The sequence below is a fragment of the Amycolatopsis sp. NBC_01286 genome (assembly GCF_035982555.1).
Taxonomy (GTDB): Bacteria; Actinomycetota; Actinomycetes; order Mycobacteriales; family Pseudonocardiaceae; genus Amycolatopsis.
Genome location: NZ_CP108428.1, coordinates 4648119 through 4661228 on the forward strand (window position 1 = coordinate 4648119; position 13110 = coordinate 4661228).

The window sequence follows — 13110 nt, forward strand, 5'->3', positions numbered from 1 at the left end:
CGCGGAAGCACTCAGCGTACCGGCGCGGACGCAGCCGGTGAACGGCCGTTAGGAGGGGTCGCAGGTGATTTTCGGTTGCGGGTTGTAGCGGACGGTCCGCGTCGAGCGGCTGACCTCGCGGCCGGACGAAGCGTCCTTGAGCACGCGGGTGTCGGTCGTGGTGAACCCCGGCGCGCCGTTGGAGGCGTGGCAGTTCTCCGCCGGGCCCGGCTTGGTCTGCGGGTCGGTCGGGTTGGACCGGCTGCCCGGGATCGACTCGACGGTGTAACGCTTGGTGCCCCACAGCTTCACGGTGATCGACGACGGCGTCCAGATCGTCTGGATCGCGATGCCGGTCGCCGAGTCGTTCGTGAACTTGATGTCGATGACGCTGGCACCGTTGGGGTTCTGGAACACCGTCGCCTCGCGCGCGGCGGGGTAGCGGCTGATGTAGTAGCTGTGTTCCTTGTGGCCCGCGTCTTTCATGCCCGAGAAGTAGGACGCGTTGTACAGCGTCGTCGCGAACTGCGAGATACCGCCGCCGACCTCACGCGCCGGGGCGCCGTTCTCGATCACACCCGCCTCGACGTACCCCTGCGGCTTGCCGCGCGGGCCGGTGAACCCGTTGAGGCTGAAGGTTTCGCCCGGCTTGACGATCGCGCCGTTGACCTTCTGCGCCACCACGCGGATGTTCGTGCCGGAGTCGGCCGCGAAGCCGTTGGTCGTGAACTCGCCGACGACCTCCTTGACGCCGAGCTGGTTCGCCTGCTCGGTGGTCACCTTGGCCGGGCTGTCCTTGTAGATCGCCGGGACCTCGCGGCCGTCGGTCTTCTTCAGCACCTCGGGCAGCGGCTTGAGGCTCGGGTCCCAGTCGATCGCTCGGCCGTCGGTCGACGGGTCGACCGTGGGCTTGCCGCCTGCGAAGACGATGGTCGCCTCCTTGCCCTCCTTCTCGGTGGACTTCAGCTGCGGCTTGGCGGCGTCGGCGATCTTGGCGTTGTCGATCTTCGGCGTCAGCCCGCCGCCCTCGGCGGGTTCGAAGCTCAGCGCCGCGGCGATCGCGTCCGGCTTCACGGTGGCGTCCTTGCCGTCGCCCTTGACGACGAGCGGGCCCGAGACGGCGGGCTTCGCGAACTGCTCCAGCGCGGCCTGCACGCCTTCGGGCGTGGTGCGGACCGGCGTGCTCGTGACCGGCAGGGCGAGAGTCTCGCCGCGGGCCCACTTCTCGACGACGGCGGCCTTCGCGGCCTCGACGTCGAGCTTCTGCCCGGGCTTCGGCGCGACGGCGACCGGGTTCGTGCCGTCGAACTTCACGGTGCCCTCGGCGGGCTCGCGGTCGACCTGGCCGCGGAGGCTGTCGAGCGCGGCGGCGAGCTTGGTGTCGTCGGCGTGGCTGACGACACCGACCTCACGGCTGGAGAACAGCGACGCGAGGCGCGTGAACGGGTTCAGCGGCTGCTCGCCGGCCTGGTCCAGGGTCTGCGTCCAGTCGAGGCGCAGCCCGGCGAGGGTGGGTGACAGGCTGCCCTGGACGTCGCCGGCCGTCACGGCCAGCGGACGGGTGAGCCGCGGCTCGATCTGCCCGCGCAGCTGCTGCTCGGCGGCGGCGCGGTCCATGCCGCCGACGTCGACCCCGGCGACGGTCACGCCGCGCGGGACGCTGCCCTGGCTGACCATCAGGTCGACGCCGTAGACCACGACGAGCAGCCCGAAGACGCCACCGGCGATCCAGCCGGCCTTGCGCAGGCTCTTCGGCCGGTTCGCCGGAGCTTCGGGTTCGGGTTCGGTGTCGGGGCGGACGACCGGCAGGACGTCCGTCTGCTCACCGTGTGACTCGGGCCAGCGCGGTTCGTACGGCAACTCTCCACCCCTTCAACGCGGCGCCCGATCGCGCCGGTGACGAGGTCAGCGTACGTGGCACCCGGACAAGCCGTACGACTCGCCCTAACGGGGGATGAACCGGTCACTCGGCCAGGGGTCGTGAGTGCGTAACAGTGTTAGAACACTGTTACGCACTCACGACCTCAGCGGGCGTCGGGCTCCGGGTTGTGGCCCGCGCGGGCCAGGAAGTCGAAGTCACAGCCTTCGTCGGCCTGGGTGATGTGCTCGGCGTAGAGCGCTCCGTAACCGCGCTCGAACGGGGGCGCCGGGGGAGTCCACGCGGCACGGCGCCGGGCCAGCTCCTCATCGGACACCTCCAGCCGCAGGACCCGTGCGGGGACGTCCAGCGTGATCAGGTCGCCGTCACGGACCAGGGCCAGCGGGCCGCCCACGTGGGACTCCGGGGCCACGTGCAGCACGCACGCGCCGTAGCTCGTGCCGCTCATCCGGGCGTCCGAGATCCGGACCATGTCGCTGACCCCGGCCGCCAGCAGGTGCGAAGGGATGGGCAGCATCCCGTACTCCGGCATCCCGGGGCCGCCGAGCGGGCCCGAGCCGCGCAGCACCAGCACCGAGTCCGCCGTGATCGCCGGGTTCTCGATCCGCTTCTTCAGGTCGCGGTAGTTCTCGAAGACCACCGCCGGGCCGGTGTGGGTCAGCAGGTGCGGCTCGGCGGCGAGGTGCTTGATCACCGCGCCGGACGGCGCCAGGTTGCCGTGCAGGACCGCGACCCCGCCCTCGGCCGCCACCGGGTTGTCGCGCGGCCGGATGACGTCGTCGTTGTGCACCGCCGCCGCGGCCAGGTTGTCGCCGAGCGTCCGGCCGGTGACCGTGAGGCGGTCGGGGTGCAGCAGGTCGGTCAGCCGCGACAGCAGCCCGGGCAGGCCGCCCGCGTAGTAGAAGTCCTCCATCAGCCAGTCGCCGCCCGGGCGGATGTTGGCCAGCACCGGCACGTGCCGCGCGATCGCGTCGAAATCGCCCAGCGACAACGGGATCCCGCTGCGCCCGGCCATCGCGATCAGGTGGATCACGGCGTTGGTCGAGCCACCCAGGGCGAGCACGGTGGTGATCGCGTCCGCGTACGCGCGCTTGTCGAGGACCTGCCCGATGCGCAGGTCCTCCCAGACCATGCCGACGATCCGCGCGCCGCTCGCCGCGGCCATCCGGTGGTGGGCGGAGTCGACGGCCGGGATCGACGCCGCGCCCGCCAGCGTCATGCCGAGCACCTCGGCGGCCGACGTCATGGTCGACGCCGTGCCCATCGTCATGCAGTGGCCGGGCGACCGGGCGAGCCCGCGCTCCAGTTCGGACATCTCGGCGTCGCCGATCCGGCCCGCGCGCTTCTCGTCCCAGTACTTCCACATGTCGGTGCCGCTGCCGAGGACCTCGTCGCGCCAGTGCCCGCGCAGCATCGGCCCGGCCGGCACGAAGATGGCGGGCAGGCCCGCGCTCGCCGCGCCCATCAGCAGCGCCGGCGTGGACTTGTCGCAGCCGCCCATCAGCACCGCGCCGTCGATCGGGTAGGACCGCAGGATCTCCTCGGTCTCCATGGCGAGGAGGTTGCGGTAGAGCATCGGGGTCGGCTTCTGGTAGGTCTCCGAAAGCGTCGCGACCGGGAACTCCAGCGGGAACCCGCCGGCCTGCCACACCCCGCGTTTGACCTGCTCGGCGCGTTCGCGCAGGTGCATGTGGCACGGGTTGATGTCGCTCCACGTGTTGAGGATGCCGATCACCGGCTTGCCGAGGTGCTCCTCCGGGTTGTACCCGAGCTGACGGCTGCGGGCGCGGTGGCTGAAGTCGCGCAGGTCGTCGCCGCCGTACCACCGGTGGCTGCGGAGCTCCTCGGGCGTCTTTCGGGGACTCGGGTTCATGTCGACCAGTATGGCATCTGATATATGATCCGGTGGGGCTGGTTGAATGGGCTCCGACACGACCGAGGGAGCCGCGCCATGACCGGGACGTTCAGCCTGCCCGCATCCCGGACCGAAGTGGTCCTGGAGGAGATCCGCCGTGGCATCCTCACGCGCGAGCTGCTCCCCGGCCAGGCACTGGTCGAAGCCGAGCTGGCCGCGCGGCTGGGCGTGTCCAAGACGCCGGTGCGCGAGGCGCTCAAGGTGCTGTCCAACTCGGGCCTGGTGACGTTCAGCCCGTACAAGGGCGCGTCGGTCTGCGTGGTCGACGCCGACCTGGCCCGGTCCGTCTACGACGTGCGGATGGTGCTCGAGCCCGAAGCCGTCCGGCGCACCGTCGAGCGGCGCGACGCCGACCTGCTGGAAGACGCCGCGGACGCGCTGAAGGAGGCGTCGGCGGCGATCGCGGACAAGGACCAGGTCGCGCTGAGCCTGCTCAACCGCCGGTTCCACCGCGCGCTCTACCGCGGCTGCGGCAACCCGCTGCTGGTCTCGATCCTGGACGACCTCAAGGACCGCGCGGCCCTGATCAGTGTCGTCGGCTGGGAGGCCAACCCCAGCTGGAAGAAGGAGTGGACCGAGCACCGGGCCGTGCTGGCCGCGGCCAAGAAGGGCGACGCCGAGGGCGCGGCCGCGCTGCTGCGCGACCACATCGGCGGGTTCCTGGAACGGATCCTGAAGGCCATCGAGTGAAGCTCCTCCTCATCTCCGACACCCACCTCCCGGGCCGCGCCCGCGTCCTGCCCGAGCCGGTCTGGCGGGCGGTCGAGGCCGCCGACGTCGTCGTGCACGCGGGCGACTGGGTCGACGTCGCCCTGCTCGACGAGCTGGAAGCGCGCAGCAAGCGCCTGATCGGCGTTTACGGCAACAACGACGGCCCGGCACTGCGCGAGCGGCTGCCGGAGATCGCCCGCGCCGACCTCGACGGCGTCCGCCTGGCCGTCATCCACGAGACGGGTGCGAAACAGGGCCGTGAGCAGCGGTGCGACGCGCAGTTCCCGGACACCGACGTCCTCGTGTTCGGCCACAGCCACATCCCGTGGGACACGGTCGCGCCGTCCGGCCTGCGCCTGCTCAACCCGGGCTCGCCCACCGACCGCCGCCGCCAGCCGTTCTGCACCTACCAGACGGCCCGGATCTCGGAAGGTGCGCTGACGGACGTCGAGCTGCACGAACTGCCCCCGAGGGGGTAGGAAGGTCCCATGGATCCGGCGTGGGCGTTGCGGGAGATCGCGTTCCAGCTCGAACGCGCGGGTGAGCCGAGCTACCGGGTGCGCGCGTTCCGCAACGCGGCCGCCACCGTCGACAAGACCGACGCCGACCGGCTGGCTTCGATGGCCGGGAACGGCACGCTCACCGCGTTGCCCGGGATCGGGAAGGCCACCGCGGGCGTCATCGAAGACGCGCTGGCCGGCCGTGATCCGGCGTACCGCGAGAAGATCGTCGAGGCGAAGCTGCCCGACGGCGAACCGCTGCGGTCCGCGCTGAAGGGCGACTGCCACACCCACTCCGACTGGTCGGACGGCGGCAGCTCGATCGGCGAGATGGCCGTCGCGGGCCGGGAGGTCGGGCACGAGTGGATGGTCCTGACCGACCACTCGCCGCGGCTGACCGTCGCGAACGGGCTGTCGCCGGAGCGGCTGCGGACGCAGATGCAGATCGTGGCGAAGGCCAACGAGCTGATGGCGCCGTTCCGGCTGCTGCAGGGCATCGAGGTCGACATCCTCGACGACGGCGCGCTCGACCAGGAGGAGGAGCTGCTCGGGCAGCTCGACTTCGTCGTCGCGAGCGTGCACTCGAAGCTACGGATGCCGGCGCGGGACATGACCCGGCGGATGCTCGCCGCGGTGCGGAACCCGCACGTCCGGGTGCTCGGGCACTGCACCGGGCGGCTGGTCGTCGGCCGCGGCCGGCCGGAGTCGGAGTTCGACGCCAAGGCCGTGTTCACCGCGTGCCGCGAGAACGGCGTCGCGGTGGAGATCAACTCGCGGCCCGAACGCCTCGACCCGCCGATGAAGCTGCTGCGCCTGGCCGCGGAGCTCGGCTGCGAGTTCGCCATCGACAGCGACGCGCACGCGCCCGGCCAGCTCGACTGGCAGGGTTACGGCTGCGAGCGGGCGATCAAGGCCGGGATCGGGCCCGAGCGGATCATCAACACCCGTTCGGTGGACGACTTGCTCAGCCGCTGACCGAGATGTCGGCGACCGGGTGCCGCGCCGGGTCGAGCCAGCGCATCACGGCGTCGAGGTCGGCGCCCGGGATCGAGACGCAGCCCGCGGTCGGCTTCCCGTTCGAGACGTGCAGGAAGAACGCGGACCCGGCGCCCGGCACGGCGGGCGAGCGGTTGTAGTCGAGGACGACGGCGTGGTCGTAGACCGGGCCCGCCTTGCCGAGATCCTCCCCGGCGGCCTCGTTGAACGGACACGTGCCGGGAACGCAGGAGAAGTGCGTGTTGTAGTACGGGGACTTCACATCGGACACCCACCAGTCCGACGTCGTGACCTGCCGGTACGGCAGCCGGGTCCCGTTGTTCGGCTGGATCCCGAAGGCCTCGGTCAGCTTCCACACGCCGGCCGGCGTGTGCGACGTCGACTCGCTGGCCTGGCCGACGCCGTCCTTGCCGACGAACGCGCTGACCGGACCGTAGGCCCTGGACCAGCCGGTTCCGGTGCGCTGCCAGGCGGTGAGGACGGCGGTGGTCGCGCTCGCGGAGTCCGCGACGACGGTGACGACCTGGCCCGCGTCGCCGCGGAAGGACAGCGGGACCGCGTCGGCGGGGGTGGCGGCGGTGCTGGTCAGCAACGTGGCCGCGACCAGTGCGGCCACGACCAGCGTGGCGCCGAGGAATCTCCTGCCCATGCCGGAGACCCTAGCGGCGCCACGCGGGTCGCGCACCTGCGTCAGTTGATGGTGTAGGAGTCCCCGTAGACCTTCCACTTCAGCGGGGTGTGCAGGTCGAAGTTGCCCGCGTTGAGGAACGTCACCTGCTCGGTGTCGATGCGCGAGGTGTCGGAGTGGGCTTCTTCCTCGTTCATGACGACCTTGCGGGCGGCGAAGAACGCCTTGAGGTAGGTCGCTTCGTCGCCACCCTGTGCCGGCGGCTTCGCCTTCTTGATCGCGGCCGAGCGGATGCCGCCGAAGCTGCTGTGGTCGGTGCCGGGGCCGTGCATGACGATGGCGTCGTAGTAGGCGAACTGGCCGAGGTTGCTGAGGCCGTCCGTCTTGCCCTGGCTCACCGCGGGGTTGAAGTAGACGCGGTCGCGCTCGTTGTTCTGCGCGGTCTGGAACGCGGTGGTGGCCGCGGCCGACTTCCACGCGCTCTCGAACGCCGAGCCGAGCCCGCTGTGCGAGTCGGTGCCGTTCACCTTCTTCAGCGCGGGCAGGTACTTCGCGAGCGGGTTGTTCGGGACGGCGTCGGTGTAGGCCTGGACGAGCTCCAGCATGTCGCCGGTGCCGGAGCAGAAACCGATGATGCCGGCGGTGTACCCGCGGCCGTCACCGATGTCCTCGATGTACTTGTACTGCGCTTTCCAGTCCAGGGAGGAGTTTTCCGCGCTGGAGACCAGCTTCATCGCGATCTCCTTCTTGGCCGCGACGGAGAGGTCACCGGTCGCCTGCACCGAAGCGCTTTGCGCGGCCGGCGGCGCGGGGGCGGCCGAGGAGAGCGCGGGCGTGGTGATCACGAGGGCCGCGACGGAGGCCGCGCCGAGCGCGCCGATCAGGACCGGCCGCAACTTCTTGCTCATGGGGGAAAACCCTTTCCGCAGAACGTGCCGTGGGGGATCACGGCGTCTCGGGCATGGCGGACAGCACCCGGAATTCGACGGCCTTCGGCTGCCGGAAACGGGTTGCTGGTGGTGCTGCGGCGTAGCGCCACGGTAGCGAAGGGTCAGCACCGCCACAAGGGGGGACGAAGTTGTTTGCAAATAGGGAAAAAAGCCCGGGGAAAGTAGACGATTTCGGTGTGGTCAGCGGGCGCCGGCGAAGATGCGGATGACGTCCGGCAGCACGTTCACCGGGATCGTCGGGTCGATCGCCCGCTGCACGCCCAGGCCGATCCCCAGGCTGAGCAGGGCCGTGGCGGCGTCGTCGGCCGACATCGGGAGCGTGATCCCGAACCGCTCCGCGTAGCCCGAGAGCAGGCTCGCGATCGTGTCGCGGATGGTCTTGTCCCGCGCGGCCAGCTCGGCCCGCACGTGCGGGTTGCGCCGGGCGTTCGTGGCGAACTCGACCTCCAGTGCCGTCCACGCCTCGTCGCCGATGCTGCGCTCGGCCCACGCCTGGAACGCCGTCAGCAGGTCTTCCATCCCGTCGGCGCCGACCAGCGCCCCGGCGATCGCCTCGACCTGCTCGTCGTGGATCCGGTCGAGCACGGCGAGGCAGAGCTCGTCCTTGTTGCGGAAGTTCGAGTACACCGCGCCCTTCGAGTACCCGGCCTCGTCGGCGACCTTCTCCAGCGACGTCACCGAATAGCCGTCACGCAGGAACAGCTCCCTGGCGGTCTCGATGAGCTGTTCGCGGGTGCGCGCCTGGCTTTCCGCGCGGGTGAGTCGGGCCATGCCGCCACTGTAGCGAGTCGCGGAATCGGGGTACCAGCAGTATTGAAATACTGTTAGTCTCCGAAAATGGAACAACGCGACTTCGCGGTCCTCGTCGTCGGTGCCGGGGCGTCGGGCCTGGGTGCCGCCGTCCGCCTCGGCCAGGCCGGGGTCGACGACCTCGCCGTGCTGGAGAAGGCGTCAGAGCTCGGCGGGACCTGGCGCGACAACACCTATCCCGGCTGCGCCTGCGACGTGCCGTCCGCGCTCTACTCGTACTCCTTCGCCCCCAATCCCGAGTGGACGCGCGCGTTCGCGGGGCAGGCCGAGATCAAGGCCTACCTGCGTGAGACGGCTTCGCGGTTCGGGGTCACCCCGAAGATCCGCTTCGGCGTCGAGGTGACGCGCGCGCAGTGGAACGCCCGTGCGGCGCGGTGGGAGCTGGAGACGTCCCGGGGCCCTTACACCGCAAGGATCCTGGTCGCGGGCACCGGGCCGTGGCACGAGCCGCTGATCCCGGACCTGCCCGGCCTCGGCACCTTCCCGGGTGAGGTCTTCCACTCCGCGCGCTGGAACCACGGCTACGACCTCGCCGGCAAGCGGGTCGCGGTGATCGGCACCGGCGCGTCCGCGGTCCAGTTCGTCCCGGAGATCGTGCCCGCCGTCGAGCGGCTGCACCTGTTCCAGCGCACCGCGCAGTGGGTGCTGCCCAAGCCGGACCACCACGTCCCGGGCGTCGAACGGGTGCTGCTGCGGCGGTTCCCTTTGCTGCAGAATGCGTTGCGCCGCGTCGAATACGGCGCCATGGAGACGCTCGGGTTCGGCTTCCGGCACCCGTGGCTGCTGCGGCAGGTCCAGAAGCTCGGGCTCGCGCACCTGCGGCTCGCGGTGCGGGACCCGGTGCTGCGCCGGAAGCTCACGCCGGACTACACGCTCGGCTGCAAGCGCCTCTTGATGTCGAACACGTACTACCGCGCGCTCACGAAGTCCACAGTGGATGTCCACACGACGGCCGTCTCGTCGGTTTCCGGAAACCGGGTGGTGGGCGCGGACGGCTCCACGGCGGAGGTCGACGCGATCATCTTCGGCACCGGCTTCCACATCCTCGACATGCCGGTGTCGGCCCGCGTGTTCGACGGCGACGGCCGCAGCCTCGACGACCACTGGAAGGGCAGCCCTTCGGCGTACCGCGGGACGACGGTGGCCGGGTTCCCGAACCTGTACCTGCTGCTGGGCCCGAGCCTCGGCACCGGGCACACGTCGGCGTTCATGATCCTGGAGGCCCAGCTGCGGCACACGGTCGCCGCGGTGACGCGCACGCTGCGCTCGGATTGGGCGTCGGTGTCGGTGCGCCCCGAGGCGCAGGCGACGTTCAACGCCGAGGTCCAGGCGGCCCTGCCGGGCACGGTCTACCAGTCGGGCGGCTTTTCGAGCTACTACACGGACGTCAACGGCCGCAACAGCTTCAGCTGGCCGTTCTCCACGAGCCGGCTGCGGTCACAGGTGGGCTCGTTCGACGAGGAAGCCTACGAGATCACGCCCGCGCAGGTCACCGGTCGTGAGTGTTTAGGAGGGTTCTAACCCTCCTAAACACTCACGACCGTCAGTCCCACTCCCAGACCATGCCGTAGACGCCCGGCTGTGCGTCCAGCACCGCGATGTGGCTGGTCAGGCTCGGGCCGACCGGGAGCTCCGGCTCGCCGACGACGTCCGAGGAGCCGTCGCGGGGGCGGTGGTAGCGGTAGCAGCGCACCGGCACCGCCGCCGGGTCGAAGTGCGCCTGCAGGACCACCTGCCGGGCCGGGGCGCGGATGCCGAACTGCAGGTAGCTCGTCTCCGGCGGCTCGCCGTCGTAACCGAAGTCGAAGTCGAAGACGTACGTCTCGCCCGCGCGCAGCGGGTAGTCGAACCGCAGCTCGACGGCCAGCAGCTCGGACGACGGGTCGCGGCGGATCCGGCCGGGGCGGCAGCAGTGCGCCGAGCGCAGCGCCGGGTGGTGGGCGCCGCCGGTCTGCGGCCGGAAGAACGACACCCAGCGGTCGACGCCGTCCTCGCGGCTGGTCACCACCATCTCCGTGCGGACCGACCCCTCGGTGCGGTCCGCGGTCAGCGTCGCCCGCTGGTGCACCGACGCGATCGCGAGCCGCGCGTTGCCGTCGAGGTCGATGCCGTCGCACGAGCCCAGCTCGGTCGGCTCGGCGCCGAGCGCGCTGGCCAGGCTGACGCCGCCGGGAAACGGCTCGGCCCGCCGGGCGCGCGGGCGGGCCGGCGTCACCAGGGCGGTGAGGGCGTCGGCGGGCAGGCCGAGACAGCCTTCCGCGACCCGCACGGCGTGCAGTGAACGTCCCCCTTCAGGGTGACGGCGGCCGCGTCGCCAATAGCTCAGCGTCGCCAGGCTGACCTGGGCGCCGCGGATCGCCATCCGCCGCTGCAGGCCCTCCAAGCTCAGCCCGCGATGCCGGATCACCAGGTCGAAGGCCACGTCGAACGGCCCTTCGCGGACGGCCGCGGCCGCCTCGGTGGGCAGGTCCGCGTCGGCCGGTTCAAGCGCACTCGCCTCCATGCTCACCTCCGATCGGGTAAGCATGAGTACTCGGCGCAGCCGACGCAACGAGGCCTGCCACCAAAGTAGGGGGCAGGCCTCGCCGGTCACCGAGCGCGGATCAGCTCACGGTGAGCGCGGTGTCGTCGACGACGAACGACGTCTGCAGGGACTGGTCCTCGATCCCGGCGAACTTGAGCGTCACCGTCTGGCCGGCGTAGGACGACAGGTCGATCGTCTTCTGCGCGTAGGCCGAGTTGCGGTCGAGGTTCGAGTACGTCGCCACCGCCGTCGAGCCGGCGGACACGACGAGCTTGTCGTAGACGACGTTCTCGGTCTCGGCGGTCCCGACGCGCAACCAGAAGGTCAGGCTCGCGTGGCAGCCCGCGGGGATGGCCACCGACTGCGTCAGCGTGTCGGTGTGGGTCACGCCCTGGCCGCCGAGCCACGACGCGTAGCTGCCCGAGCGCGCCGGCGCCTGGCTGCCCCACTGGCCGATGGTGGTGTTCGGGTCGGACCACGACGTCTTGCCCGACTCGAAGCCCGGGTTCAGCAGCTTCTGGCCGGTGCAGTTGCCCGGCGGCGGTGTGGTCGTCGGCGGTGTCGTGGTGGGGGGCGTGGTCGTCGGGGGCGTGGTGGTCGGGGTCGAGTCGGTGCACGTCGGGTCGCCCGACTGCGCCGGCACGCTGACCGCGTTCCAGGCCGCCTTCACGGCGTTGAACTCGGTGCAGCTGTTCGGGTACAGGTTCTTCGCGGCCTGCAGCGTCCACGTGCGGTAGCGCACGTACGAGCTGCCGGACGTCTTGAGCTGGACAGCGCCGTGCATGATGTTGATCGCCTTGCGGATGCCCAGGCCGGCCACGGTGGTGTTGTTGCAGGTCGGGCTGGTCGGCTGGCCGTTCGTCGGGTTGCTGCCCTCGGCGAGCAGGTAGAACCAGTGGTCGCCGGGCCCGGCCGCCTTGTGCACCTCCGCGTTCGGGGTGGAGCTGGAGTAGCAGTTCGGGTCGCCGACCTTCGAAGGGTCGTACATGTAGCGGATCGCGCCGGTGCCGACCAGGTTGACCTCTTCGCCGATCGCGTAGTCCGGCGGGTCGTACTGCGACGGCTCGTTCGCGTAGAACTCCGTCGCCGTGCCGAAGGTGTCGGCGATGAACTCCTGCGTGCCGCCGCCGGAGAAGCCGCCGGAGCCGGAGTAGTCGTCGACGCCGTGGCCCATTTCGTGGCCCAGGATGTCGAGCGAGCCGACCCATTCGCCGCTCGGGTTGTGCCCGAGGTTCACGTACGCCGGGCGCGAGTTGTAGTAGTAAGCGTTTTCGTCGTCGAGGCCGACGCGGATCTTCCAGGCGCCGCCGTTGCCGGTGAAGCCGTTGCGGCCCACCCATTCCGACAGCATCTTCTTCTCGGTCTGGGTGACGAACAGCGCGTCCGCGCAGCCGGTCTCGATGTTCGTGCCGGTGCCGTTGCCCCAGCTGTCGTCGGTCCCGGTGAGGATCGAGTCGCTGCTGTAGTTGCGGCAGTCCAGGTTGGGCGTGTTCGGGTCGGCCATCGAGTAGGTGCTGCCGGACTTCGTGGTGTTCAGCGGCAGCGGGGCCGGCCCGTTCCACTTGCCGTTGCCGGTGCCCGCGGCGACGTGCTGCACAGTCCGCAGCACCCGGCCGTCCACGGCGTCGACGTAGACGCTCAGGCTGCTCGGCTCGCCGTGTTCGTCGGTGCCTTCGACGTTGCTCTCGTAGGCGAGGCGGCCACTGCCGTCGGCGACGACGACGAGCTTCCCGCCGGGCAGGCCCTTCGGCCCGCGGACCTGCTTGGCGGCGACGGCGTCCGCCTGGGCCGCGGTGAGCTTGGCGCCGTGGACGTTCAGGTCGCCGAGGGGCTGCTGCTGGGCGACGGAGGTGGTCTTCACGGTGCCCGCGGAGTCGGTGGCGATGACCAGGTCGCCGCCGATCACGGGCAGGCCGTCGTAGGTCCGGTCGTAGACGACGTAGGAGAGGCCGGACGCGGACCGCACGTCCCGCTGGACGAACTTGTCGTGCGACCCGGCGAACAGGGCGGCCGGGCGGGCGTTGACCAGGCCGGCCGCCGCGCTGGTGGCGTTGGCCTGGGCCTGCGCGGCGGACACCGCCGGGGGTGGCGTGGGGTCGGGCTGCGCGGGCGCGGCGACGGCGATGCCGACCACGACCATGCCCGCCGCCGTCGCCCCGCCGAGCGCGGCGAACCGTTGGGGCAATCTCATGACGCTCCTCGGGAAAACTGGGGAAAG

The 13110-nt window shown here is 70.8% G+C and carries 11 protein-coding genes; 4 read left to right on the forward strand and 7 right to left on the reverse strand.

Going from position 1 to position 13110, the window contains the following annotated elements:
• Positions 1-48: 48 nt before the first annotated feature.
• On the reverse strand, positions 49-1839 hold the full coding sequence (locus OG570_RS22405) for a VanW family protein (RefSeq protein WP_326959027.1): 1791 nt from the start codon (positions 1837-1839) through the stop codon (positions 49-51).
• Between the two features lie 164 nt (positions 1840-2003).
• Positions 2004-3731 carry an L-arabinonate dehydratase gene (gene araD / locus OG570_RS22410; protein WP_326959029.1) on the reverse strand — a complete coding sequence of 576 codons (1728 nt, stop codon included), beginning with the start codon at positions 3729-3731 and terminating at the stop codon, positions 2004-2006.
• A gap of 78 nt (positions 3732-3809) precedes the next feature.
• On the opposite strand from araD, the gene OG570_RS22415 reads away from it, so the two are divergent.
• The 3 genes from OG570_RS22415 to OG570_RS22425 are packed head-to-tail and all read left to right on the forward strand — an operon-like array spanning position 3810 to position 5959.
• Positions 3810-4463: a GntR family transcriptional regulator gene (locus tag OG570_RS22415; RefSeq protein WP_326943588.1), complete on the forward strand. Its 654-nt coding sequence runs from the start codon at positions 3810-3812 to the stop codon at positions 4461-4463.
• Positions 4460-4963: a metallophosphoesterase family protein gene (locus OG570_RS22420; RefSeq protein ID WP_326959031.1), complete on the forward strand. Its 504-nt coding sequence runs from the start codon at positions 4460-4462 to the stop codon at positions 4961-4963. Before OG570_RS22415 ends, OG570_RS22420 begins: the two co-directional genes overlap by 4 nt.
• Before the next feature lie 9 nt (positions 4964-4972).
• Positions 4973-5959 (forward strand): PHP domain-containing protein, encoded by a 987-nt coding sequence (locus OG570_RS22425; protein WP_326959033.1) that lies wholly within the window; start codon positions 4973-4975, stop codon positions 5957-5959.
• Here OG570_RS22425 and OG570_RS22430 read toward each other — a convergent pair.
• The 3 genes from OG570_RS22430 to OG570_RS22440 all read right to left on the reverse strand — a co-directional run bounded on the left by OG570_RS22430 (position 5949) and on the right by OG570_RS22440 (position 8329).
• Complete coding sequence (locus tag OG570_RS22430; RefSeq protein ID WP_326943585.1) at positions 5949-6629, reverse strand: L,D-transpeptidase family protein; 681 nt, start codon at positions 6627-6629, stop codon at positions 5949-5951. The two genes, OG570_RS22425 and OG570_RS22430, sit on opposite strands and share 11 nt — an antisense overlap.
• Positions 6630-6670: 41 nt before the next feature.
• Entirely contained in the window at positions 6671-7516 is an 846-nt protein-coding gene (locus OG570_RS22435) for a chitosanase (protein ID WP_326959036.1), read from the reverse strand.
• Between the two features lie 222 nt (positions 7517-7738).
• A complete protein-coding gene (locus OG570_RS22440; RefSeq protein WP_326959038.1) occupies positions 7739-8329 on the reverse strand; it encodes a TetR/AcrR family transcriptional regulator in 591 nt (196 codons plus the stop codon).
• Positions 8330-8395: 66 nt separating this feature from the next.
• On the opposite strand from OG570_RS22440, the gene OG570_RS22445 reads away from it, so the two are divergent.
• On the forward strand, positions 8396-9889 hold the full coding sequence (locus OG570_RS22445) for a flavin-containing monooxygenase (protein WP_326959040.1): 1494 nt from the start codon (positions 8396-8398) through the stop codon (positions 9887-9889).
• Between the two features lie 22 nt (positions 9890-9911).
• Here the strand turns inward: OG570_RS22445 and OG570_RS22450 are convergent, their stop codons facing one another.
• Positions 9912-10871 carry a hypothetical protein gene (locus OG570_RS22450; RefSeq protein ID WP_326959042.1) on the reverse strand — a complete coding sequence of 320 codons (960 nt, stop codon included), beginning with the start codon at positions 10869-10871 and terminating at the stop codon, positions 9912-9914.
• Between the two features lie 100 nt (positions 10872-10971).
• On the reverse strand, positions 10972-13083 hold the full coding sequence (locus OG570_RS22455) for a M4 family metallopeptidase (protein WP_326959044.1): 2112 nt from the start codon (positions 13081-13083) through the stop codon (positions 10972-10974).
• Positions 13084-13110 lie beyond the last annotated feature (27 nt).

What these genes read in the sequence shown, in the direction of transcription:
- OG570_RS22415 (WP_326943588.1), top strand. Translation starts at nt 3,810, where the DNA reads ATGACCGGGACGTTCAGCCTGCCCGCATCCCGGACCGAAGTGGTCCTG.
- OG570_RS22435 (WP_326959036.1), bottom strand. Translation starts at nt 7,516, where the DNA reads ATGAGCAAGAAGTTGCGGCCGGTCCTGATCGGCGCGCTCGGCGCGGCC.
- OG570_RS22445 (WP_326959040.1), top strand. Translation starts at nt 8,396, where the DNA reads ATGGAACAACGCGACTTCGCGGTCCTCGTCGTCGGTGCCGGGGCGTCG.
- araD (WP_326959029.1), bottom strand. Translation starts at nt 3,731, where the DNA reads ATGAACCCGAGTCCCCGAAAGACGCCCGAGGAGCTCCGCAGCCACCGG.
- OG570_RS22430 (WP_326943585.1), bottom strand. Translation starts at nt 6,629, where the DNA reads ATGGGCAGGAGATTCCTCGGCGCCACGCTGGTCGTGGCCGCACTGGTC.
- OG570_RS22425 (WP_326959033.1), top strand. Translation starts at nt 4,973, where the DNA reads ATGGATCCGGCGTGGGCGTTGCGGGAGATCGCGTTCCAGCTCGAACGC.
- OG570_RS22455 (WP_326959044.1), bottom strand. Translation starts at nt 13,083, where the DNA reads ATGAGATTGCCCCAACGGTTCGCCGCGCTCGGCGGGGCGACGGCGGCG.
- OG570_RS22450 (WP_326959042.1), bottom strand. Translation starts at nt 10,871, where the DNA reads ATGGAGGCGAGTGCGCTTGAACCGGCCGACGCGGACCTGCCCACCGAG.
- OG570_RS22440 (WP_326959038.1), bottom strand. Translation starts at nt 8,329, where the DNA reads ATGGCCCGACTCACCCGCGCGGAAAGCCAGGCGCGCACCCGCGAACAG.